This is a genomic window from Silvimonas sp. JCM 19000, assembly GCF_054652575.1.
In genome coordinates this window covers 1-23194 of sequence record NZ_BAAIHC010000034.1, presented here as the reverse complement: position 1 = coordinate 23194, position 23194 = coordinate 1, and the positions used below count along the sequence as shown (strand labels likewise).

At 60.1% G+C, this 23194-nt stretch carries 23 protein-coding genes and 5 tRNA genes; 12 read left to right on the top strand and 16 right to left on the bottom strand.

What is annotated here, in order from left to right; all coding sequences use genetic code 11:
- The first annotated feature begins 133 nt into the window (after positions 1-133).
- Both egtB and egtD read left to right on the top strand, forming a co-directional pair.
- Positions 134-1384 carry an ergothioneine biosynthesis protein EgtB gene (gene egtB / locus ACYQ1A_RS20080; RefSeq protein ID WP_499365198.1) on the top strand — a complete coding sequence of 417 codons (1251 nt, stop codon included), beginning with the start codon at positions 134-136 and terminating at the stop codon, positions 1382-1384.
- A gap of 21 nt (positions 1385-1405) precedes the next feature.
- Entirely contained in the window at positions 1406-2416 is a 1011-nt protein-coding gene (gene egtD, locus ACYQ1A_RS20075) for an L-histidine N(alpha)-methyltransferase (RefSeq protein ID WP_499365195.1), read from the top strand.
- A 107-nt stretch (positions 2417-2523) separates the two neighbouring features.
- Here egtD and ACYQ1A_RS20070 read toward each other — a convergent pair.
- The 6 genes from ACYQ1A_RS20070 to ACYQ1A_RS20045 all read right to left on the bottom strand — a co-directional run bounded on the left by ACYQ1A_RS20070 (position 2524) and on the right by ACYQ1A_RS20045 (position 4076).
- Positions 2524-2599, bottom strand: a tRNA-Glu gene (locus ACYQ1A_RS20070).
- Positions 2600-2637: 38 nt separating this feature from the next.
- A tRNA-Arg gene (locus ACYQ1A_RS20065) sits at positions 2638-2714 on the bottom strand.
- A gap of 48 nt (positions 2715-2762) precedes the next feature.
- Positions 2763-2838: transfer RNA gene (locus tag ACYQ1A_RS20060), tRNA-Glu, on the bottom strand.
- Between the two features lie 58 nt (positions 2839-2896).
- A tRNA-Ala gene (locus ACYQ1A_RS20055) sits at positions 2897-2972 on the bottom strand.
- Between the two features lie 138 nt (positions 2973-3110).
- Positions 3111-3186 (bottom strand) — tRNA-Ala (locus ACYQ1A_RS20050).
- Between the two features lie 89 nt (positions 3187-3275).
- The gene (locus tag ACYQ1A_RS20045) at positions 3276-4076 is read right to left on the bottom strand and encodes an outer membrane protein assembly factor BamD (RefSeq protein ID WP_062223194.1); all 801 of its coding nucleotides are present in this window, start codon (positions 4074-4076) and stop codon (positions 3276-3278) included.
- Here ACYQ1A_RS20045 and rluD point away from each other — a divergent pair.
- The gene (rluD, locus tag ACYQ1A_RS20040) at positions 4075-5130 is read left to right on the top strand and encodes a 23S rRNA pseudouridine(1911/1915/1917) synthase RluD (protein WP_062223192.1); all 1056 of its coding nucleotides are present in this window, start codon (positions 4075-4077) and stop codon (positions 5128-5130) included. The two genes, ACYQ1A_RS20045 and rluD, sit on opposite strands and share 2 nt — an antisense overlap.
- On the top strand, positions 5117-5869 hold the full coding sequence (gene pgeF, locus ACYQ1A_RS20035) for a peptidoglycan editing factor PgeF (protein WP_499365189.1): 753 nt from the start codon (positions 5117-5119) through the stop codon (positions 5867-5869). Before rluD ends, pgeF begins: the two co-directional genes overlap by 14 nt.
- A 90-nt stretch (positions 5870-5959) precedes the next feature.
- On the opposite strand, the gene ACYQ1A_RS20030 is transcribed toward pgeF, so the two are convergent.
- The 10 genes from ACYQ1A_RS20030 to ACYQ1A_RS19985 all read right to left on the bottom strand — a co-directional run bounded on the left by ACYQ1A_RS20030 (position 5960) and on the right by ACYQ1A_RS19985 (position 13314).
- Positions 5960-6151: a hypothetical protein gene (locus ACYQ1A_RS20030; protein ID WP_053939159.1), complete on the bottom strand. Its 192-nt coding sequence runs from the start codon at positions 6149-6151 to the stop codon at positions 5960-5962.
- A 98-nt stretch (positions 6152-6249) separates the two neighbouring features.
- Complete coding sequence (folE2, locus tag ACYQ1A_RS20025; RefSeq protein WP_499365184.1) at positions 6250-7056, bottom strand: GTP cyclohydrolase FolE2; 807 nt, start codon at positions 7054-7056, stop codon at positions 6250-6252.
- 134 nt (positions 7057-7190) lie between these two features.
- Entirely contained in the window at positions 7191-7985 is a 795-nt protein-coding gene (gene fliR, locus ACYQ1A_RS20020; RefSeq protein WP_499365181.1) for a flagellar biosynthetic protein FliR, read from the bottom strand.
- Between the two features lie 3 nt (positions 7986-7988).
- On the bottom strand, positions 7989-8258 hold the full coding sequence (fliQ, locus tag ACYQ1A_RS20015; protein WP_053939161.1) for a flagellar biosynthesis protein FliQ: 270 nt from the start codon (positions 8256-8258) through the stop codon (positions 7989-7991).
- 13 nt (positions 8259-8271) lie between these two features.
- Positions 8272-9075 carry a flagellar type III secretion system pore protein FliP gene (gene fliP, locus ACYQ1A_RS20010; protein ID WP_499365173.1) on the bottom strand — a complete coding sequence of 268 codons (804 nt, stop codon included), beginning with the start codon at positions 9073-9075 and terminating at the stop codon, positions 8272-8274.
- Positions 9072-9539 (bottom strand): flagellar biosynthetic protein FliO, encoded by a 468-nt coding sequence (gene fliO, locus ACYQ1A_RS20005; protein WP_499365169.1) that lies wholly within the window; start codon positions 9537-9539, stop codon positions 9072-9074. The genes fliP and fliO overlap by 4 nt, the downstream gene beginning before the upstream one ends.
- 5 nt (positions 9540-9544) lie before the next feature.
- Positions 9545-9985, bottom strand: coding sequence for a flagellar motor switch protein FliN (gene fliN / locus ACYQ1A_RS20000; protein WP_499365166.1), 441 nt, complete (start codon positions 9983-9985; stop codon positions 9545-9547).
- A complete protein-coding gene (gene fliM / locus ACYQ1A_RS19995; protein WP_053939162.1) occupies positions 9978-10994 on the bottom strand; it encodes a flagellar motor switch protein FliM in 1017 nt (338 codons plus the stop codon). The genes fliN and fliM overlap by 8 nt, the downstream gene beginning before the upstream one ends.
- A gap of 220 nt (positions 10995-11214) precedes the next feature.
- Positions 11215-11775 carry a flagellar basal body-associated FliL family protein gene (locus ACYQ1A_RS19990; protein WP_499365158.1) on the bottom strand — a complete coding sequence of 187 codons (561 nt, stop codon included), beginning with the start codon at positions 11773-11775 and terminating at the stop codon, positions 11215-11217.
- A gap of 360 nt (positions 11776-12135) precedes the next feature.
- The gene (locus tag ACYQ1A_RS19985) at positions 12136-13314 is read right to left on the bottom strand and encodes a flagellar hook-length control protein FliK (RefSeq protein WP_499365155.1); all 1179 of its coding nucleotides are present in this window, start codon (positions 13312-13314) and stop codon (positions 12136-12138) included.
- A gap of 150 nt (positions 13315-13464) precedes the next feature.
- Between ACYQ1A_RS19985 and flhB the strand changes: the two genes are divergently transcribed.
- The 8 genes from flhB (at position 13465) to ACYQ1A_RS19945 (ending at position 23065) form a co-directional block, all read left to right on the top strand.
- Entirely contained in the window at positions 13465-14604 is a 1140-nt protein-coding gene (gene flhB / locus ACYQ1A_RS19980) for a flagellar biosynthesis protein FlhB (RefSeq protein WP_499365151.1), read from the top strand.
- A 34-nt stretch (positions 14605-14638) separates the two neighbouring features.
- A complete protein-coding gene (flhA, locus tag ACYQ1A_RS19975; protein ID WP_499365148.1) occupies positions 14639-16771 on the top strand; it encodes a flagellar biosynthesis protein FlhA in 2133 nt (710 codons plus the stop codon).
- Between the two features lie 127 nt (positions 16772-16898).
- Positions 16899-18575 carry a flagellar biosynthesis GTPase FlhF gene (gene flhF, locus ACYQ1A_RS19970; RefSeq protein ID WP_499365146.1) on the top strand — a complete coding sequence of 559 codons (1677 nt, stop codon included), beginning with the start codon at positions 16899-16901 and terminating at the stop codon, positions 18573-18575.
- The gene (locus ACYQ1A_RS19965; protein ID WP_499365141.1) at positions 18568-19458 is read left to right on the top strand and encodes a MinD/ParA family ATP-binding protein; all 891 of its coding nucleotides are present in this window, start codon (positions 18568-18570) and stop codon (positions 19456-19458) included. Before flhF ends, ACYQ1A_RS19965 begins: the two co-directional genes overlap by 8 nt.
- A 19-nt stretch (positions 19459-19477) precedes the next feature.
- On the top strand, positions 19478-20590 hold the full coding sequence (locus ACYQ1A_RS19960) for an ABC transporter permease (RefSeq protein WP_499365138.1): 1113 nt from the start codon (positions 19478-19480) through the stop codon (positions 20588-20590).
- A gap of 2 nt (positions 20591-20592) precedes the next feature.
- Positions 20593-21402 carry an ABC transporter ATP-binding protein gene (locus tag ACYQ1A_RS19955; protein ID WP_499365134.1) on the top strand — a complete coding sequence of 270 codons (810 nt, stop codon included), beginning with the start codon at positions 20593-20595 and terminating at the stop codon, positions 21400-21402.
- Positions 21399-22445 carry an MlaD family protein gene (locus ACYQ1A_RS19950; RefSeq protein WP_499365130.1) on the top strand — a complete coding sequence of 349 codons (1047 nt, stop codon included), beginning with the start codon at positions 21399-21401 and terminating at the stop codon, positions 22443-22445. Before ACYQ1A_RS19955 ends, ACYQ1A_RS19950 begins: the two co-directional genes overlap by 4 nt.
- Positions 22446-22450: 5 nt before the next feature.
- A complete protein-coding gene (locus ACYQ1A_RS19945; protein ID WP_499365126.1) occupies positions 22451-23065 on the top strand; it encodes an ABC-type transport auxiliary lipoprotein family protein in 615 nt (204 codons plus the stop codon).
- Positions 23066-23194 lie beyond the last annotated feature (129 nt).

The following is a 23194-nucleotide window of genomic DNA, read 5'->3' as shown; positions in this document are numbered from 1 at the left end:
GGTGTGCATAGGGCAACGTCTGACATGCGCATGCGCCGTACACGAATAGGCGCGACCAGGCACGCGGGGCATGATGGGCAACCCGTCGCGCGCGTCGCAGCGCCGCGCTGGCAAGACCTTGCAAGGAGACGCCATGAGTTTTGCCCCATCGAGCGACGCTGCTGCGCAAGCGTTGCATGAGCGCTATCGGCAAGTTCGCGCGCATACCCTGGCGCTGGCCGCGCCGCTGTCGCCCGAAGACCAGTGCATCCAGTCGATGCCGGACGCCAGCCCGACCAAATGGCATCTGGCGCATACCACCTGGTTTTTTGAAACCGTGTTGCTGCAAAGACACGCGCACGATTACGCCTTGTTCGATCCGCGTTTGCACTATCTATTCAACTCCTATTACGAGGCACTGGGCCCACGGCATCCGCGCCCTTTGCGCGGCCTGATTACCCGGCCGAGCCTGGACGAAGTGATGGCGTTTCGTCGCCATGTCGATCAGGCGGTAGAGCATTTGCTGCAGCAGGCCGATGACGAAATGCTGGTTCAGGTTGCGCCGATTATTGAATTGGGCCTTAACCATGAGCAGCAACATCAAGAGCTGCTGCTCACCGATATCCTGCATGCGTTTTCGTGTAACCCCTTGCTCCCGGCCTATCGCAACGCCACGGCCCCGGTCCGACCCGCGCCTTTGCAGTGGCTGGACCAGCCCGGTGGCGTTGTCGATATCGGCATGCCCGCATCCGCAGACCGCTTCTGCTTTGATAACGAAACGCCGCGACATCAAACGCTGCTGCAGCCCTATTCCATCGCTAACCGCCTGGTCACCTGTGGCGAGTTCGCCGCATTTATCGCCGATGGCGGCTATCAACGCGCCGACCTCTGGCTGTCCGATGGCTGGGCCGCGGTGCGCGCACAAGACTGGCAACATCCAGCCTATTGGCTGGCGCCAGATGACCCGCGCCGCCGCTTTCAGCAACGCGACGATTTACCGGCCAATGACTGGTGGGTGTTTGGGTTGGACGGCGTACACGCTTTGCAGCCCGACGCGCCCGTAGCGCAGCTCAGTTTTTATGAAGCGGCCGCCTATGCCGCGTGGGCCGGGGCGCGCTTGCCGACAGAATTTGAATGGGAAGCGGCCAGCACCGCAGTGGGCATGACGCAAGTGGACGATCAAGTGTGGCAGTGGACCCGCTCGTCGTATGACCCTTATCCACGTTTTGTGCCGCTCGCTGGCATCGCTGCCGAATACAACGGCAAGTTTATGGTCAGCCAGGTGGTGTTGCGCGGCGGCAGCGTCGCCACCCCGCCCGGCCATACCCGTCACACCTACCGCAATTTCTTTCCGCCCGCCGCACGGTGGCAATTTTCTGGCGTGCGCCTCGCACGCGATCTTTGAACCGAACCCGGAAAAACAAACATGCGCTCCTATATTCCCGCCCAGGCTGATGCCGCCTCTTTATTTGATGCCAATGAAATCGAAGCACACACGGCGCAGGCCGCCTTTGGCCAGGATTTGCTCGCAGGTCTCAAACGCAGTCCACGCAGCGTGCCAGCCAAATACTTTTATGATGCGGCTGGCTCGGCCCTGTTTGACCTGATCTGTGATTTGCCCGAGTACTATCCCACCCGGACCGAATTGAAAATCCTGACCGATAACGCGGCCGAGATGGCAGCGCAGATAGGGCCGGATGCTGAGTTGATTGAATTTGGCGCGGGCTCGCTAACCAAAGTGCGCTTGCTGCTGGATGCTTTCGAGCCCATCAATGCGCCGACACGTTATCTGCCGATCGATATTTCCGGTGAACATCTGGAAAATGCCGCGCAACGTTTGCGCACGCTATACCCGCGTCTGAGCGTCAGCCCGGTGGTGGCCGACTATATGCAGCCGATGGCGCTCCCCGCCACGGCATCGCCGCACGGCCGCCGCGTTGGTTTTTTTCCGGGTTCGACCATAGGCAATATGGAGCCCGACGAAGCGTTGAGCTTTTTGCATTCGACGGCCGAATTGCTGCGCGGGGGTGGTTTATTGATTGGTGTAGATCTGGTCAAGGAGCCGGCACGACTGCATGCGGCGTACAACGACGCGCAAGGCGTGACGGCGGCGTTTAACCTGAATATGCTGCGGCGAGCCAATCTGGAACTGGGCGCGACATTTAATCCTGCCGGTTTCAGCCACTACGCCTTCTACAATCCGGTGTTGCAACGCATTGAAATGCATCTGATCAGCAAGCGCGATCAGACGGTGACGGTGCTGGGACAACGCTTCAGCTTTCGCGAAGGCGAAACCATTCATACCGAAAACTCGCACAAATACACCATCGATAGCTTCCGCAATCTGGCGGTGCAAGCAGGCTTCCGCGCCGGACCTACGTGGACGGACGCAGAAAATCTGTTCAGCGTGCACTGGCTCCATGCGCCGACGGCATAAGCCTGGCTGCGATTGGGTAGAACACGTTTGATTTGCTGTGGAACTTGAAGGGATTTAAAGCAGGAGGGTGGTTGCCGGGCGGGCACATCAAACAGGCTGCTGTTTGATGGCGTCCCCACGGGGATTCGAACCCCGGTTATCGCCGTGAAAGGGCGGTGTCCTAGGCCTCTAGACGATGGGGACCTGGCAACGGTACTGCTGGGATATGCATAAAGAAGAAGTGGTGCGCCCGGAGCGATTCGAACGCCCGACCCTCTGGTTCGTAGCCAGATACTCTATCCAACTGAGCTACGGGCGCACTGCTAACTTCACTACACATTTACTGCTCTTGATGCCACAAGGATAGTGGCGTCCCCACGGGGATTCGAACCCCGGTTATCGCCGTGAAAGGGCGGTGTCCTAGGCCTCTAGACGATGGGGACCTGTAAACTGAAACGGCTACTCAAGGTGTGTTGCAAGCTTGAGTAGCCGCATCTGTTCTGGTGGAGCTAAGCGGGATCGAACCGCTGACCTCTTGCATGCCATGCAAGCGCTCTCCCAGCTGAGCTATAGCCCCGATATTCTGGTCTGGGTTACTGCTGTTTTTCTGCTTTCCGGTGGCTCGCCACCGAAAGAGAGACGCATTCTAGGAGAGAACTTAAAGCCTGTAAACCCCTGTTTGCGATGTTTTGCAAAAAAACTTTAAAACGTCTTTTGGTGGAGCTAAGCGGGATCGAACCGCTGACCTCTTGCATGCCATGCAAGCGCTCTCCCAGCTGAGCTATAGCCCCCCAAAGAGGAGCGCATTAAACGGGATTTACGGCTTGCTGTAAAGCCCCTTCAACGCGATCCGCTTTATTTTTTTGCAATCAACCGTGGCTTACCACAGCGACCACCAGCGCTCGGTGTTCCAGTAACTGTCTTCCAGCACCTTGGTGTTGGGGTAGTTCTGCAACAGCACGCGCTTGGCATCATCCCGCAATTGCACCAGTTGCAGCTTGTCGTACGAGCGCACCATGATGCCCAGCGCCGGCTCAACCTGCTTGGTGTTGCTATAGGTCTGCAGCAACGATTTGCCGCGGTTGGCCGCCGCCAGATAGGCACCGCGCTTGTAGTAATACTTGGCGACGTGCAGCTCATGGTTGGCCAGCGCACCGATCAGATAACCCATACGCGTACGCGCGTCTTCCGAGTACTTGCTGTCAGGGAAACGCGTAACCAGTTCTTTAAAGGCATCGTAGGAATCGAGCGCAGACTTGGGGTCACGCTCCGACATATCCTGCTTGGCCAGCACCGACAGAAAACCCTGGCTGTCGTTGAAGTTCACCAGACCCTTGAGGTACAGCGCGTAATCCATGGAAGGATGCGCCGGGTAGGTCTTGATAAACCGGTCGATCGAGGCCAGTGCCAAGGCCGGATCGCTGTTCTTGTACTGGTTGAACGCGGTTTCCAGCACGGCCTGTTGTGCATAGCGGCCATATGGATAGCGGGCTTCCAGCTTCTCGAACAGCTTGGTCGAAGCATCCCAGTTGTGGTCGTTCTGATCAGTCTTGGCTTCGGAATAAATCTTTTCCGCGGACCAGCCTTTGGTCTCGTCCTCACCTTCCGGGGTGGACGCACAACCAGCCAGTAAAATACCGGCCACAGTAAACGCGAGGATTCGCGGTAAAATCTTGTTCATGATGAATCCCGAATTAGAACCCGACGATTATAGCGATTTCGCTGAGCCCCGTGTCTTGATCGTGCCGGCCGATTGTGCCGGCATGCGTCTGGACGCCGCTTTGGCTAAATTGCTGCCCGATTACTCGCGCAACCGCCTCGCTACCTGGGTCAAAGATGGCCTGGTCACAGTCGACGGCGCCGCCGCCAGCCCCAAGACCAAACTGTGGGGCGGCGAGAGCATGAGTGTAACCATACAACCCGATCCGCACGAGGTGGCTTTCACCGCCGAAGACCTGCCGCTGGATGTGATCTACGAGGATGACGCCATCCTGGTCATCGACAAGCCAGCAGGTCTGGTGGTGCACCCGGGCAGCGGCAACTGGAGCGGCACCTTGCTCAACGGCTTGCTGTTTGCCTATCCCGAGCTCAAACAGATACCGCGCGCCGGCATCGTACACCGGCTGGACAAAGATACGAGCGGGCTGATGGTAGTCGCGCGCACACTGGCCGCGCAAAACCATCTGGTACGGCAGTTACAAAGCCATACCGTGGCCCGGCATTATCTGGCGATTGCGCAAGGCATGGTCGAGCGCGATGGCACTGTCGATGCGCCCATCGGCCGGCACCCGCGTGAGCGCATCAAGATGGCCGTGGTCGGCACCGGCAAACACGCCGTTACGCACTACCGCGTGCTGGAGAAATTTTCGCAACACACCCTGGTGGAATGCCGCCTGGAAACCGGCCGCACTCATCAGATCCGGGTGCATATGGCGCACATCGGCCATCCGCTGGCGGCCGACCCGGTCTATAGCGGACGCGCCAAACGGCTGGAACCTGAATTGCTGATGGCGCTGGAAGACTTTGATCGCCAGGCCCTGCATGCCCGCAAACTCAGTCTGACGCATCCGGTGACCGGCAAAACCATGATGTGGCGCTCGCCCATTCCGGTTGATTTTGAATCGCTGCTGGCCGCCATGCGTGCGCAGGCGGGCATTGATGATGTATGGGATGACGATGAAGAAGACTGGGGCGACGATGATGACGACGTCGAGGTGATCTATGTCCGCGAGTGATCAGGCCCCTGCCCGGCCCGTTGCAGCGACCGTGATCACCCCTGACTGGCCTGCCCCCGGCAATGTGCGCGCCTTGATGACCACGCGCCAGGGCGGCGTCAGCGTGGCGCCGTTTGGCAGCCTTAACCTGGGTGACCACGTGGGCGATAACCCTACCGCGGTCGCACACAACCGCGCGCTGGTGCGCAGCTGGCTGCCCGCCGAGCCCAAGTGGCTGACGCAGGTACATGGTACGGTGGTCGCCGAAACGGGCGGTTGCGCGGCCGATGCCAGTGTCAGCCGTGGGCCGGGCGAGGTCTCAGTGATCATGACGGCTGATTGCTTGCCCGCGCTGTTCTGCGACCGTGCCGGAACCGTGGTCGCCGCGGCACATGCCGGTTGGCGCGGATTGTGCGATGGCGTGCTGGAGGCCACGGTCGCCAGCATGGGCGTTGCGCCGGATCAGATACTGGTGTGGCTGGGCGCCGCGATCGGGCCACAGCAGTTTGAAGTCGGAGAAGAAGTTCGCACGGCGTTTATGGCACGCGATGCCCACGCCGCCACCGCATTTGTCCCCGGCGTGCAGCCTGGCAAGTGGTTGGCGGATATCTACCAGCTGGCACGGCTACGGCTGGCAGCGGTGGGTGTCACCGCCGTGTATGGTGGCGATCTGTGCACCGTGAGCGACGCCGAACGCTTCTTCTCGTATCGCCGCGACCAACAAACCGGCCGCATGGCCGCGCTGATCTGGCTGGACTGAGGCATAGGGTGGGTCTAGACCCACCACTCAAAGCCGGGACCAGTATTGCTTGCTTGGCAAACCGCATTGTGTGGTGGGTCTTGACCCACCCTATTGCGGGCCCTTTTGCTTTTCCGCCGCCATTTCCTGGCGCTTGAGCTGACCCCGGCGTTTCAGCCAGAAAATCAGCCACGCCGGCAAGAATCCCAGAAAGAAAAAGAAAATCACGCCCTTGAGCACGCTGCCCATGGTCACCGCGATCATGAAGATCACGTACAGATAGCCGATCAGAACGATATACATCGCAAGTATCCGGTCTGGCGCATACAGGCCAGCGCAAAAACAAAGCGTGAACGGCAGGCGGGCTGCGGTTCACGCTGGGGGTCAACCAAGGCGACGACTCAGGCGCGCTTGTCGGCTTCGATCAGTGCATAGGCCGAATGATTGTGGATCGATTCAAAGTTTTCCGATTCCACTACATAAGCCACCACGCGCGGCTCGGCGATCAACTGGGCGGCCACATCGCGCACCATGTCTTCGACAAACTTGGGATTTTCGTACGCGCGTTCGGTGACGTATTTTTCGTCCGGGCGCTTGAGCAAGCCCCACAGTTCGCACGACGCCTGGGCTTCCACCAGTTCAACCAGTTCTTCAATCCACAAATGCTCGCCCAGCGTGGCGGTCACGGTAACGTGCGAGCGCTGATTGTGCGCGCCATATTGCGAAATCTGCTTGGAGCACGGGCACAGACTGGTAACCGGCACCAGCACTTTCAGCTTCAGCTCGTAATTGCCGTTACGGATTTCGCCGATCAAGGTGACGTCATAATCGAGCAGGCTTTGCACACCCGAAACCGGCGCCGTCTTGTTGATGAAATACGGGAAACGCATTTCAAGATAACCCGCTTCCGCATCCAGCGCCGTGCACATCTCGCGCAGAATGGTCTCAAACGATTCGACCGAGATTTCTTTTTCGTGGCTGTTCAGAATCTGCACAAAGCGCGACATGTGCGTGCCTTTAAAGTGCTGCGGCAGAAACACATACATGTCGAATGTGGCGATGGTGTGCTGGATACCATCGGCGCGGTCGGCTACACGCACCGGATGGCGGATCGATTTGATCCCCACCTTGTTGATGGCGATGTTGCGGGTGTCTTCAGAACTCTGCACGTCCGTCAAAGGCTGGACGTTGTTGTGCGGCGCATTCATGAGCCTGCTCCAGGTGGATCTTAAGCAAAGGCGGCATTATAACGCGGCCGAATACCCGAGTAAACTTCTCGGGTTATTTTGACTATCGCTGAATAGAAAACGATAGATAAGTTATATAAATGTAAGCAGCAACGCTAACGCGCTCCGGGTGGCAAGCCCAGCATCAAGCTGTTGACGAAACGGGTGTAGCCATCGATCAGCAATTGCACCTGGTGCGGCATGGCGGGCAGCGTCAAATACAAAGAACCCATGCCTATCATCAACATGATGGGAAAGCCGATGGCAAAGATATTCAGTTGCGGCGATGCCCGGGTCATTACGCCGACGGCCAGGTTGGTCACCAGCAAAGACCCCACCACCGGCATCGACAATTGCAGGCCAACGGTAAAAATGATGGCGCCCTGATTAACCAGCAGCATCAGCGGACGCGCGCTCAGCGGTTGTGCCGTGGGCGGCATCTGGCTAAAGCTGTCGATCAGGGTACGCAGCACGATCAGATGGCCATTCATGGCCAGGAACAACAGCGTGGTCATCAGGCTAAGAAACTGCGCCAGCACCGGCACGCTGGTGTTGTGTTGCGGATCAAAGAATGAGGCGAAACCCAGACCCATCTGCAAACCGGCTACATGCCCGGCCATTTCCACCGCCGAGAACACCAGGCGCATCGCCATGCCTATCATCAGGCCGATGATCATCTGATTGACCGCGATCATGATGCCCACCGCCGAGAGCACCGGCACATTGGGCATGGGCGGCAGCACCGGCACGATCAGCACGGTAAGCAGCAGCGTAAAGCCCACGCGCACGGTAACCGAGATCGAACCGCTGGAATAAAACGGATCCGCCAGAAACAGCCCGAAGATGCGCATGAACGGCCACAGCAACACCGCCATCCACGCGTTGATCTGGGCATCGGTGATGGTGAACATGCGTCAGCCGATCATCGACGGAATGCTCTGGAACAAGCGCACGGTGTAGTCAGTAATCTGCCCGATCATCCACGGCCCGGCCAGGATAAACACCAGAAAAGCGGCCAGCAACTTGGGAATAAACGACAGCGTGGATTCGTTGATCTGCGTGGCCGCCTGAAAAATACTGACGACCAGGCCCACCAGCAACACGGTGATCAGCACCGGGCCGCCCAGCAGCACCAGCACTTCCATCGCACGTTGCACCAGGGTAATGACGGTTTCTGGCGTCATCTGCGTCTCCTTGCTAACCGGTATAGAAACTCTGCACCAGCGAACCCATCAATAGCGTCCAGCCGTCCACCAGCACAAACAACATCAATTTAAAAGGCAACGCCAGCGTCACCGGCGACACCATCATCATCCCCATGGCCATCAAGATGCTGGCTACCACCAGATCGATAATCAAAAACGGGATAAACACCATAAAGCCGATCTGGAATGCAGTTTTGAGCTCGCTGGTCACGTAGGCCGGCACCAGCACCCGCAGGGTGACGTCTTCCGGGCCATTGGGCTGTTTGGTGCCGGACACTTCAATAAAAAACGCCAGATCGCGTTGCCGGGTCTGCTTGAGCATAAAGTCCTTGAGCGGCACTGCGGCACGGTCAAGGCCCTCGTTGAAGCTGATTTTCTGTTCGTTATACGGCAGATAAGCCTGGGTGTAGATCTTGTCCAGCACCGGCGACATCACAAAAAACGTGAGAAACAACGATAGCCCCACGATCACCTGATTGGGCGGGCTTTGCACCGTGCCCAGCGCCTGGCGCAGCAAAGACAGCACGATCACGATGCGGGTAAACGCCGTCATCATCAGCAGCACCGCAGGCAAGAACGTCAGCGCTGTCAAAAACAGCAGCGTCTGCAGCGGCAAGCTATATGCGGTGCCGCCCGCCCCGCCTGGCGTGGCGGTCATGAACGGGATGCCGGCATCGGCCGCCCACAGTGCGCCGCTCAGGCTCAAACCCGCCACGGCAAACAGCGCCAGCAATGCGCGCTGGCCGGGCAGATGGCGCTTGCACGCACGTGCCAGCACGGCAACAAAAGCCTTCATGGAGCACGTCTCTTTTTCATCAACTCGGCCAGCTTGCCGGCAAACGGCGTGGCCATCGGCTGCACCACCGGCGCGTCTTCGGGGCGCGGGCGCGTGTGTAGCAGGCTTACGTTTTGCGGCGTAACGCCCACCACCAGCCAGGTATCGTCCATCTCGACAATCACCACGCGTTCTTTGGGGCCGACCATCACGCCGGAGACCACGCGCAAGCGATTGTTCAGCCCGCCGGGCACCAGCGAAAACCGCCGCATCACCCAGGCCGCGCCAAAAATCAGCGCCAGCACAAAGGCCAGCGCCAGCACCACCTGCAGCAGTTGCAAGAACGAAGAGGAAGACACCACGGGCGCGGCGGCCGCAGCGCTGGCGCGGGCGCTGGCCGAAGCCGAACCCAGTGCGTGGCCCAGCGGGCTGGCCGTGATAAACACAAAAGCCAGCGCGGTGGCTGGCTGCAGTCGGCGGAGCATGCAGCTTACTTGTGCAGGCGGCGGATGCGTTCCGCCGGAGTAATGATGTCGGTGAGGCGGATACCGAACTTGTCGTTGACCACCACCACTTCGCCTTGCGCGATCAGGCAACCGTTGACCAGCACATCCATCGGCTCGCCGGCCAGGCCGTCGAGTTCCACCACCGAACCTTGTGCCAGTTGCAGCAAGCTGCGGATGGCGATTTTGGTCCGGCCCAATTCCACGGTCAGCGTGACCGGGATATCGAGAATCATGTCGATATTGTTGGGCGCACCGGGCGGCACCGCACCGGTATCAAAGCGCTGGAAAATATCAGCCGCCTGCACATTGGGTGCAGGCGCAGCGGCCGCCTGTTCTTGCGCGGCGGCGCGGGCATCAGCCTCGGCTTGCTCAGCCAGGGCGGCGGCCCAATCGTCCAGACCTTCTTCTTGTGGCTCGTCAGCCATTGGCGTCTCCACGGTTTGCATCTTCCGCCGCAGCGGCGGATTCAGGCCCGTTTAATATCTTGTTGACCTTGAGGGCGTATTGGCCGTTGAGAATACCATAGTTGCATTCCAGCACCGGCACGCCATCCACCTCGGCCATGATCGCTTGCGGAATCTCCAGCGAGATCACATCACCGGCTTTCAGGTTAAGGATTTCGCCCAGTGTCACATCGGTATTGCCGAGCGTTGCCACCAGATCTACCTCCGCGTTCTGCACCTGCTTCTGCATCAGATTAAGCCAGCGGTTGTCGGCTTCGATGCGGTCGGCCTGCATCGAGCTGTACAGCAAATCGCGGATCGGCTCGATCATCGAGTACGGCAGGCACACGTGGAAATCACCGCCGCCTGCGCCCAGTTCGATCTTGAATGTATATGCCACCACCACCTCGGTGGGCGTGGCGATATTGGCAAACTGCGTGTTCATCTCGGAGCGCACATAGGCAAACTCGCATTCGAACACGGGCTTCCATGCTTTCTGGTATTCCTCGAACACCACTTCCAGCAAGCGCTGGATGATGCGCTGTTCGGTCGGAGTAAAGTCCCGCCCTTCCACGCGCACGTGGTAGCGGCCATCCGAGCCAAACAGGTTATCCACCACCAGAAACACAAAGTCGGGGTCAAAAATAAACAGCCCGGTGCCGCGTAACGGCTTCATGTGGATCAGGTTCAGGTTGGTGGGCACCACCAGATTGCGGATGAATTCGGAATATTTCTGCACACGCACCGGGCCCACCGAGATCTCGGCGTTGCGGCGCATGAAGTTGAATAACGCCACGCGCAAATTCCGCGCAAAGCGTTCATTGATGATTTCGAGCGTGGGCATACGCCCGCGCACAATGCGTTCCTGGCGGCCGATGTCGTATGCACGTACGGCGCCGGCGTCGAGGTTTTCCTCAACGCTTTCTTCCTCGCCGGTGACGCCGCGTAGCAGCGCATCGACTTCTTCCTGGGAAAGAATATCGTCTGCCATCGCCTGGAATTACATGTTCTCTAGTGCTGTGGGCTGGATTTTTCTGCGGCTGATGCCGGCAGAAAAAGAGTTGAATCTGACGTCCAGGATACCTGCAAACTGCGCCGGGCTCCAGGTCGTGTAATTCATTGTATTAATTTTGATCGCTTTGCTTTTTATGTACGGCCTGGCCGGATAGCGCAAGGCGACGGCCGGAGCCGACGCCTGCGTTCCACCAATGTTATTGCACGATAAAGGTGGTGAAGTTCACCGACAGCACGCCTTCGTCGTCGCTGGTAATACCCAGAATCTTGTTGATCACAGCACGGATTTCGCGGCCCAGTTTGTCGGTGCCATCCGCTGCGCGCACATCTTCGGGCGTCTTGCTGCGCAACAGTTTGTTTACATCGCCCTGAATCTGCGGCAGATAGCTCTTCAGTTTTTCCTGGGTCTCGGCGTCGGCCACCTGCACCGTAATGTCGGTCTGCAGCATGACGTCGGTATCGCCGGAATTCAGGTTAACCGTAAATTGCGACAGCTTTTCGAAGATGGGCGGCGCGTCTTCTTTCTTCTTCGATTTTTCTTTTTTGGCCTTGGCTTCTTTGACCTGGGTTTCAGTGCCCGCCGCATCGCCACCGTCAGCGCTATCGCTGTTATGCATCATCAAGAATGCCGCAACCCCACCGCCAATCAGCACGATCAGCAAAACCACACCAATGATCACAAACAACATGACCTTGTTTTTGCCCTTGGCGGGCGCTGCATCAGACATAAATTCCTCGCACGAGAATGACAGTGACATGCAAACGCCCCGGCACTAACCGGGGCGAATGGGTCATTACGACCTTTGCGCCAGATTATCTTGCCCACCCCGCTGTAAAGCCAAGCCAGGCGTGCTCCTGGGCGTCGGGGCGCCATCATACCCGAGCTAAGGGTCGGGTGACACGGGCGGCGCAAAATCGGCATGCATTCGCTTGGTTTATATATCACAAACTCAAGCAAAACAAAGGATAAGGATGGTTATTTGAGAATATGCGTGCGGATTTGTCAGCAATTAACCACAGCCGCAAGGCATAGCCCGCCACGCCGTGCAAAGCCTCAGCACGATTGGCCATCGGCTAGCGGCTTTGGCGGGTGGGTTCAAAGGCCCACCCGATGCCGATCACACAAACAGATTCAGCCCGGAGCGCGCCACCGGGATTTTGACATCAGTCAGCCGCGTCACCGTGGTCGTGTCGTCGCTATTGCCAAACACACCGCTATTACGGCGCTGGTTGCCAGATTGCTGTTGCTGCTGCGCCTGTTGTTGCGCCTGCTGATTCAGCGTATCCGAAGCCACCTGCACATTGGTCAGCGTAATACCCTGATCGGCCAGCAAGGCAGTCAGTTTGGGCGTGGCGGCGGCCAATGCTTCGCGCACATTGGCGTGTTGCGAAGTAAAGATCACGCTGGCCTGATCCTGCGCCATCGACAACTTGACCTCCATCGGGCCCAGGTTAGGCGGGTTCAGCTGCATTTCCATATGCTGCTCTTGCTTGCCCACCATGATGGACACCTGCTGCGCCACTGCGGCACCCCATTTATCCGAGCCTACCGGTTCAGCGACAGTACGCGTGGTCGGCGTGGCCTGGGTCTCGGTGGCGTGCGTACTTGTGCGGGTGCCGCTGGTCAGCGCCGCCAGGGCACTGGCATCCGCCTGGCCATCAGTGTCAGCGGCGTCAGAATTTTTATCGCCAGCGCCCAGCGTCAGCGGCAAATCTTTGCCGTCAGCGGCAAGATCCGCCGTCGTTGCCGCCTGTTTGCCGCCGTCGGCTTGCAAGGCCTTGAGCAGATCGCTGGCCTTGTCTTTGGCATCCGCCTTGCCGCTGCCCTCCTTCTGCGCCGCCAGCAAGGCGCTCAGTGTTTTGCTGTTGCTGGCGGTACTGGCTGCGTTGGCCTTGCTGGCATCCAGCACATCGCTGATCTGCTGTGCCGACGCGCTGGCGTCAGTTGGCGTGGTCAGTGGCGCAGCTTGCTGGGCCAGTTGCGCTTGCAGCAAAGCCAGCCACGGCGCCACGGTTTGAGCGGTATCGGTGGCGCCGCCCGCATCTTTGCTGGCGTCGTTGATGGGGCTGGAATTACCGGCCGCCTTGGCGTCATCGCTGCCCGCATCGCTTTGCTTGTTGCTGTTCTGGGCGTTGCTGTCTTGCGCATGTTGCATGTGCACGATCTGCCTGGCGTCGGCCAGCGAAGCACTGAAACTCTGGTCGCTGCCGCTTGATTTGCTGGACGCGGACGCATTACTGGAGCTGCCTGGGCTGGGGGTGGCGGCAAAGCTGTTGATCGCATTGGCGGCGGCCATCGGAATCTTCCTGAAAACATGGTTTTGCCTTAGAGAAGCAAAAGCAATGCCAGGCCACGCCAGCGCGCCCACGCGCCCATCACCTCGGACTGTTCTGAGCGCGCAAACCCGCGTGGTAGACTGCGCAGCATTACGCGGGAAGGAGGCGCCATGGCTGAAGATTCAGATGCAGAAAAAACAGAACCCGCCTCTGGCAAGCGCCTGGAAGAGGCGCGACAGAAAGGCCAGGTTCCGCGTTCACAGGAGCTGGGTTCCTTCGCCATCATGATTACCGGCATGCTGGCCATGGTGGCGCTCGGCCCCAAGCTGGCCATCGCCATCGAACAGATCTGCCGTCGCGAGCTGACGTTTAACCACGCCACGGTGGCTGATCCGCAACAGATGTTTATCCATTTCATGGCCGCCGGTCAGCAAGCGCTGTTTGCGTTTTTGCCGATTGCAGGCGCCTGCGTAGCGGTTGCCTTGATCAGCCCCATGGCCATTGGCGGCTTTTTGTTTACCGGCACCGCTTTTGCCCCCAACTTTGGTCGGCTCAATCCGGCCAGCGGCATCGGCCGCATGTTTTCGGTCCGGGCGTTGGTCGAGGCCGGCAAAGCCATCCTCAAGACCGGCTTGATCGGCGGCGTAGCGGTTACCGTGCTGTGGCGCGAAAAAGATCAGTTTCTGCAATTGATCGTCATGCCGACTGAAGTGAGCATGGCCTATGTGCTGGAGATGGTGCGCTACACGCTGTTGCTGGTGATCGGCTCGATGGGCTTGATTGCCGCGATCGACGTGCCTTATCAGCTGTGGGACTACTACAAAAAGCTGCGCATGACCAAAGAAGAGGCCAAGCAGGAATCCAAAGAATCCGACGGCGATCCGCAAATCAAGGCGCGTATCCGCCAGATGCAACGCCAGGCCGCGCGACGGCGCATGATGCAGCAAATCCCCAAGGCCGATGTCGTGGTCACCAACCCGACCCACTATGCCGTCGCCTTGCAATACAACGAGCGTATGCGGGCACCCAAAGTGGTGGCCAAAGGCTCTTATCTGTTGGCGGAACGCATTATTGATCTGGCCCGCGAAAGCAATGTCACCGTCATCCGCACCCCGCCGTTTGCGCGGGCCTTGTACCACCATACTGATCTGGACGAGGAAATCCCGGCTGCCCTGTATACTGCCGCAGCCGAAGTGCTGGCTTATATCTACCAGCTTAAAAACTGGAAACGCACGGGCGGCACAGAACCCACCCTGAACGACGATTTACCGGTCCCGACTGAACTGGACCCCGAAGCGACGACTGCTTAACGGACTAGCTGAAACATGAAATCCCGGTCTTACCATGTGGCGTAACATCAACCTCACCCGACTGGCTGGCCCTGCGCTGGTCCTGATGGTGCTGGGCATGATGATTTTGCCGCTGCCGCCGTTTGCACTCGATATGTTCTTTACCTTCAATATCGCCATGTCGGTGGTGGTGTTGATGGTGGGCCTGTACACGCGCGAGCCGCTGGAATTCTCGGCCTTCCCCACCGTGCTGTTGTTTACCACGCTGTTGCGGCTGTCGCTCAACGTGGCCTCGACCAAGCTGGTACTGACGCAAGGCCACACCGGCGAAGGCGCAGCCGGACAGGTGATTGATGCATTTGGTCACGTGCTGATTGGCGGCAACCTCACCGTCGGTATCGTCTCGTTTGTCATTCTGACCATCATTAACTTTGTGGTGGTGACCAAGGGTGCGGGCCGGATCGCCGAAGTGAGCGCACGGTTTACCCTGGACGCCATGCCCGGCAAACAGATGGCCATTGACGCCGACTTGAACGCGGGCTTGATCGGCGAAGAAGACGCGCGCCGCCGCCGTTCTGTCATTGCACAGGAAGCCGACTTTTTCGGCTCCATGGACGGTGCCTCCAAGTTCGTTCGCGGTGATGCTGTGGCCGGTATCCTGGTCATGGTGATCAATATTGTGGGCGGCTTGATCGTCGGCATGGTGCAGCACGATATGGCGTTTGCCGACGCGGGCCGTACCTACACGCTGCTGACCATCGGTGACGGCCTGGTCGCACAAATCCCCTCGCTGATCATCTCGGTGGCCGCCGGTATCGTGGTGTCGCGCGTCGGCACCGACGAAGACTTGTCTTCGCAATTGCTGGGCCAGCTGTATGGGCGGCCGCAGGTGATGTATATCACTGCCGGGGTGATGGCCCTGCTGGGGATCATCCCCGGCATGCCGCATGTGGCGTTTTTGAGCATGGCGGCCATGGCGGCTGGCCTGGCCTACAACACCGCGCAACGGCTGGAACGTCAGGGTCTGGCGGTGGCCGGGCCGGGTGGCGCGGTGGTCGCGCCCGGTCAGCCCGGCGCCCCGGCTCAACCCGGCGCACCCGGTGCCGCGCCGGGCCAGCCTGGCGCGGCGGCTCCGGCAGAACAACCGTTGCAGGAAGTCAGCTGGAACGATGTGCAACCGGTTGATCCGATCGGGCTGGAAGTCGGCTACCGCCTGATTCCGCTGGTTGATCGCAATCAGGACGGCGAATTGCTGCGCCGGATTCGCGGCATCCGTAAAAAGATCGCGCAGGATCTGGGCTTTCTGGTGCCTGCCGTGCACATTCGTGACAACCTCGAACTAAAGCCCAACCAGTACCGCATCCAGCTTAAAGGCGTCGATGTCGGCGCGGGTGAGGCCTACGTGGGCCAATGGCTGGCCATCAACCCCGGCAATGCGGCCGGGCAATTATCCGGCACGCCCACCAAAGACCCTACTTTTGGTCTGCCGGCAGTCTGGATCGACGCCAGCCTGCGAGACCCGGCGCAATCCATGGGTTACACCGTGGTAGACGCCTCCACCGTGGTGGGCACACATATCTCCAATGTCTTGCAAAGCCACGCCGCCGAGTTGCTGGGCCGCGAAGAAGTGCAGGCGTTGATTGATCACTTCGGCCGCGAAGCCCCCAAGCTGGTGGAGGATCTGGTGCCCAAGGTCATCCCGGTCGGCATCGTGCAGAAAGTGCTGCAGAACCTGCTGGAAGAAGGCATGCATATCCGCGATCTGCGCACGATCCTGGAAACGCTGGGCGAGCATGTTGGCCGCACCCAGGATGTGGACGATCTGACCGCAGCCGTGCGCGTGGCGCTGGGCCGCGCCATCATTCATCAGTTGTTCCCGGGTGAACAGGAATTGCCGGTGATCACGCTGGAACCGCAACTCGAAAATATTCTGGTCGCCGCCGCCAGCGGCAAATCCCAGGGTGGGCTGGAGCCGGGCCTGGCCGAGCGCCTGCTGAAACAAGCGTCCACCGTTACCGAAGAACTCGAAGCGCAAGGCTTTAATCCGGTGCTGATTACACCGGGGCAGTTGCGGCCCATGCTCAGCCGCTTTTTGCGTCGGTCCATTCCCAATCTGCGCGTGATTGCGCACAACGAGATTCCGGACACCAAGTCCATCCGTATCGTCGGCGTGCTGGGCGCGGCTTGAACACCGACGAACGTCATCCGCGGCGGGCGAAACCACAACGTGCATGCTCGCCGCTTGGCGATAACCCCATGCGCCCGCATAATGGCCCCTTGTTAAAGCATCACATGAAGATCAGCGACTGACTGCGATGGTCGTAAAAAAATTCTACGGCGCCACCACACGCGATGCCCTGCGGCAAGTTCGGGATGAACTCGGCCCCGACGCTCTGATCCTGTCAAACCGGCAGGTAGCAGGCGGCGGCGTAGAGATCATGGCCGTGGCCGATGCGGATGTCGCCGCTCTGACCAGTGTGCAAACGGTCAGCGCCTCGCCACGTGCCAGCGCACGGGCCGCCCAGAATGGCGCGCGCTTGATGCGCTCGGCGCAAGACGAGCCCACGCCCGCCGCGCCCGCCCCCATCAATCGTGCGTTGGCCCGCTCTTATGCCATCCCCGATGAAGACAGCGAACCATCGCTGGACGATTTGCCCAGCGATGTCATTCCGGTGGGGATGCGTAGCAATCGCGGTACGCGCAGCGAACCTTATCTGGATCGTGCCAGCGCGCCCGCACCCGCTCCGGTGGCTGCGCCCACCCCGATTATTCCCGCTGCTGCCGCTGTCCCAGCACCGACCGCAACGCATAGCAACGGCGCGCATCTGCCGGCCGAGCCGCTGGCTTCGGCCAACTGGCAAACGGCGGCAACACCCGCGCCACGCCCCAATCCCAATCCGCTGGCTGCACGGCCCGAACCGGTGGCGCCGCGCCCCACCCCGCGCCGCGATAGCGGCCGTCCTGCCAGCAATTTCCGTTACGAAGAAGAAAACCAGACGCACGCCGCCAATGGCGCGGATAAAGAAGCGATGGAAGACATCGCGCGCGAGATCCGCATGTTGCGGGGTTTGCTGGAAAGCCAGATTGCCGGCATGGCCTGGGGCGAGTTGTCCCGCCATGCGCCAGAAAAACTCGAAGCCTTGCGCCAGTTACTGGCCACCGGTTTCTGCCCGGCGTTGTCACGCCAGCTGGTCGATAAAATGCCCGACCTGACGCTGGACGCCGGCATGCGCTGGATCAAGGCAGCGCTGTCGCACAATCTGCCCACCATCGGCAACGCAGACGATCTGATTGCACGGGGTGGCATTTACGCTTTTATCGGCCCCACCGGTGTCGGCAAAACCACCACCGTGGCCAAGTTGGCGGCACGCTGCGCTTTGCAGCACGGTCCGGAATCGGTGGCGCTGCTCACCACTGATAGCTACCGGATCGGCGCGCAGGATCAGCTGCGCATTTACGGCCGCATTATCGGCGTGCCGGTGCACGACGTTAAAGATGACACCGACCTGGCGCTAACGCTGTCCGATCTGCATGACCGCCACCTGGTCTTGATCGATACCGTGGGTATGGGCCAGCGCGACCAACGCATCAGCGAGCAGCTGGCCATGTTCTCGCACGACCGCGTTGCCACCGTGCTGTTGCTGGCCGCCAATGCCGCACCCGCCACGCTGGATGATGTGGCGCGGCGCTATAAAAACCCGCTGCTGGCGGGCTGCATACTGACCAAGCTGGATGAGGCCATGAGCCTGGGCGGCTGTCTGGATGTGGCCATCCGCCATCGCCTGGCCTTGCAGTTTGTGACTAATGGCCAGCGTGTGCCGGAAGATCTGCACCGCGCCAACGTCGATTATCTGATCGACCGCGCGTTTCGCTCGCAAGGCGACAACCCGGCCTTCCAGCTACGCCAGGACGAATATCCGCTTTATATGGGCGCCCAGCCCGGCGTAACCGAAGCGCCGCTCGACATCCCGCCAGGCCCGCGTCGTGGCTAAGGGCTGGCGCGATCAGGCGGCAGGCTTGCGCGCCCTGATCGGCCCGCGGCCTTGTCGCAGTATCAGCCTGAATGGTGGTCGCGGCGGCAGCGGCGCCACCACGCTCGCCATCAACCTGGCCGCCGCGCTGGCCGAACGCGAACGCGAAGTGCTGTTGCTGGATGAGTTCGACGGCATGAGCAACAGCATGCATCGCTTGCGCGTGGCCGGCGGCTATGATTTTGAATCTGTCTTGCGGCGGGAAGTCTCCCTGGCCGATGCGGTGGTGCTCAGCGCCGCGGGCTTTGGCATTCTGCCCATCAGTGCACGGCCGCAGATGTTGGCTAATCTGAACGAGCGCGAGCTGGCCTGGTTGGCCACCGAGTTTGACATGCTCACCGCCGAGACCGATTTTCTGTTGCTCGATACCCGCCCCACCACCTTGTCCGGCGTGCCGAGTTTGTCGCTGGCAGCGGATGATGTGCTGGTGATCGTGTCGCAGAACGCTGAATCGATTACCGATGCGTATGCCACGCTCAAAATCCTCTATACCGAATACGCACGGCGCGAATTCCGCATTCTGGTTAATCGCGTCGAACGGCTGTCCGATGCCGAGATGATTTTTGAGCGCATCAGCAGCGTGGCGCGCCAGTATCTGGGTGATGGCATCCGCTTGCGCCTGGTCGGTTATGTGCCCGAAGACGATTTGCTCAAACGCGCTACCCGGCTGGGCCGTAGCGTGATCGAAGCGTTTCCGGATGCCGAATCCAGCCACGCCTTCCGCCAGTTGGCCGATGCCATGCTGCGCTGGAAACGCTCTGGCCATCACACCGAAACGCCCGGCCATTTTGTATATCGGCTGGTGGAAAGCAGCCGCATTCTGACAGACCGACTACAACGCTAGTCCAACCTACCGGCCCACAATGCCCGCAGCCTCCGTCGCTTTGCCGCCCATTGCCAGCCTGGACCTGCGCCGCGACGCCAGCGGCACCGTGCTGTATTTATGTGGCCGCCTCGATGCGCCAGGCAGCGCGCAAATCTGGCCGCAGGTGCGGCAACTGGTACAAGGCGAATTACGTGTTGATGCCAGTGCGGTCACTTATTGCGATGGCGCCGGCCTGGCGCTCTTGTACGACATCATCCAGCGCGGCGGCAACGTCGAGCATCTGCCCGATCGCTACGCCACCTTGCTGGCGCAACTGGACCCGACTACCCCGCTTAAAACTGCAGCCACGCCGGCCAGCCCACCGTTTCTGATCGGTCTCGGCCAGCGCGCGGCGGCGGCATGGCAGCAGATTTATCAGGCCATTGCGTTTATCGGCGAACTCAGCGCCGCCATCGTGCTGGTGCTGCGTAATCCGCGCCAGTTGCGCCTGGGCGAAACGCTATTGCATTGCGCCAAAGCCGGTGCTGATGCGCTGCCGATTGTGGGCCTGGTGTCGTTTTTATTGGGCGTAATCCTGGCGTTTCAGTCCGCCATTCCCATGCGGCAATTCGGGGCCGAGTTATTTGTGGCCGATCTGGTCGGCCTGGCGCTGGTGCGCGAGCTGGCGCCCTTGATTACTGCAGTGTTGCTGGCAGGCCGTACCGGCGCGGCATTCGCGGCCGAGATCGGCACCATGAAGGTCAATGAAGAAATCAACGCGCTGGTCACTTTAGGGCTGGAACCGGTGCGCTTTCTGGTCTTGCCGCGCGTGCTGGCGGTAACCCTGATGGCGCCCTTGCTCACCGTGCTGGCCGAAGTCATCGGCATTTTTGGCGCGGCGCTGGTGCTGCTCACCTTCAATATCCCGCTGCTGACCTCGGCCGGCCAGGTGATGGACACGGTGGGCTTCTCCGATTACATCGGCGGTTTGTTCAAGGCCACTTTCTTTGGTTTTGGTGTGGCCGCCATCGGTTGCTTGCGTGGTTTGACTACCGGCGCCGGTGCCAGCGCCGTGGGCAGCAGCACCACGCGTGCGGTAGTCAGCGCCATCGTCATGCTGGTGGTTACCGATGGCTTGTTCGCCGTCGCATTTTTCTATCTGGGCTGGTAACGATGAGCCAGTCTGACGCCCCGGCCACCGCCCTGCCCGACCCTGCCCAGGCGCTGCCCTCTGTGCCACGCACGGCAATCCGCGTCGATCAGGTCACCTGCGCCTATGGCCGCAATGTGGTGCTGCGCGACGTGTCTTTCAGCGTGCAAAGCGGCGAAATCCTCGTCATCCTCGGTGGCTCGGGTTGCGGCAAATCCACTTTGCTTAAACACGTGATTGGTCTGGAAACGCCACGCAGCGGCAAGGTGTATATCGATGGGCAGAATCTTACCGACGCCGAAGGCACAGCCCGCCGCGACATCCTTGCCGGTTTTGGCGTGGCGTATCAATCGGGTGCGCTGTTTGGTTCGATGACCGTGTTGCAGAACGTGATGTTGCCGTTGCAGGAATACACGCCGCTGGACGCAGCGGCCCGCGAGCTGGTGGCGCGGCTTAAATTGCGTCAGGTCGATCTGGAGCAATACGCTGATTACCTGCCGTCCGAATTATCCGGTGGCATGCAAAAGCGGGCAGCAATCGCCCGCGCGCTGGCGCTCGACCCGGGCATTCTGTTTCTGGACGAACCCTCGGCCGGGCTCGATCCCATTACCTCGGGTGAACTGGATGCGCTGATCATCCGGCTGTCCCGCTTGCTGGGGCTGACCTTTGTAGTGGTCACGCATGAACTCGCCAGCATTTATGCGATTGCGGATCGCGCGATCATGCTCGATAAATCGGTCAAGGGCATCCTGGCTGAGGGCAAACCCGCCGACATGCGTGATCATTCGTCAGATCCGCGCGTAAAGCGCTTTTTTAATCGTGGAGCCGTATGACTCACCCGCGAGTTTATTTTCGGCTGGGGCTGTTTGTGCTGGTGGCCGTGCTAACCGCCAGCGTGCTGCTGGTGGCCTTTGGTGCCGGCCGCTGGTTTCGGCCCAGCGTCACGCTGGAAAGCTATTTTGACGAATCGGTGCAAGGCCTCGATCTGGGCAGCAAGGTGCGCTATCGCGGCGTTACGGTGGGCCAGGTCAGCAAGATTTCGTTTACCTACAACAAATACGAGCAGGATTTGCCCCCCATCCAGCGCCAGCAATATGTGTTGGTGGAGATGAAACTACGGCCTGAGCTGTTTGGTGGTAAAGCCATGCAATTTCCCAGCCAGGACAATCTGACCCATGAGATTGTGCGCGGCCTGCGCGTACGCCTGACGCCGCAAGGGCTGACCGGCACCAGCTATATGGAAATCGATTATTTTGATCCGGCCCGCAACCCGCCATTGCCGCTCAACTGGACGCCGCAAGCACTGTATATCCCGTCCGCCCATGGTTCGATCAGCCAGTTGATGGACGCCACCCAGGACGTGGTAACGCGGCTGCAGAAACTGGATCTGGAAACCACGGTACAGCGGCTGAATCATTTGCTGGGCACGCTGGATGATCAGGTTGGCAGCCTGAATGTCGGTCAGATCGGCAAATCGCTGCAGAGCGTGACGGACAAGCTGGATCGCATCCCGACTGAGCGCATTGCCAGCGATAGCCAGACGTTGATCAATGAATTGCGCAATACCAATCAGCAACTCAGCGCCATGCTGAGCGACCCGCGCGTCGCCAGCGCGCCGGCCAATCTGGCCATCAGCGCCGAGCGTCTGCGCCAGTTGCTGGACAAGCCCGAACTCGCCAGTTCGCTGGAGCATCTGGACGCCACCTTGCGCCGGCTGGATCGGCTCAGCGCCGGCAAGGAAGGCGAACTGGCCGATACGCTAAGTAATCTGCACGCCGCCAGCGACGATTTGCGCGATTTGCTGGCGCGCGCCAAAGCCCAGCCTTCCAGCTTGCTGTTCAGCAGCCCGCCCACTCCTTATCCCTTGCCGCGATGATGCCCATGCCCACCTCGCCTACTCTCTCATCGACGCTGCGGGTCAGCGTACTGGCGGCAACATTGGCGCTGGCGGCATGCGCATCCAGCCCGCCAGCTACCGAAACCTATCATCTACAGGCACAGCGCAAAGGCGCGCCGTATCCGGTGCGGTTTAACGACACGGTGCTGGTCAGCATGCCGCGCGCCTTGCCGCTGTATGCGGGCAATGCCTTTGTCTACCAGGAAGGACCGCAGCGCTTTGCGCAGGACCCGTTCCGCTTGTATAGCGCGAGTTTGCCGCAGGCACTGCAGGAACAGATCGTGATCTGGCTGGGCCGGAGCGGGCTGTTTGCGCACGCCGTGCCGGTGACGGCGCTGCAAGCGCGCTATGTGCTGGAAGTGGAAATTCGCGAAGTGCTGGTGGATGTGCGGGCAGATGTGCCGCACACGGCGCAGGTGCAGTGGCATGGGCGGCTGCGGGATAACCAGACCGGGGCTTATTTGCTGGATCAGACTTTTATTGGCCAGAGTGCGGCGGCCAGCCCGCTGGATGGGGCGAGTGTGATTGCGGCGGAGTCGGAGGCGTTGGCGCAGTCGTTGGTGGGGTTGGAGGGGGCGTTGGTGGGGGGTGGGCGTTGATGATTGCGGGGGTGGGTTTGTCCGGCGCTGTCGGATCTGAAACCTTTAACCGCTTAGCCTGCGGCGCATTTTAGATACCCGGGGGGTGCCCGGGAGCACGTCACTTTCTCCTACAGCCGAGAAAGTAAC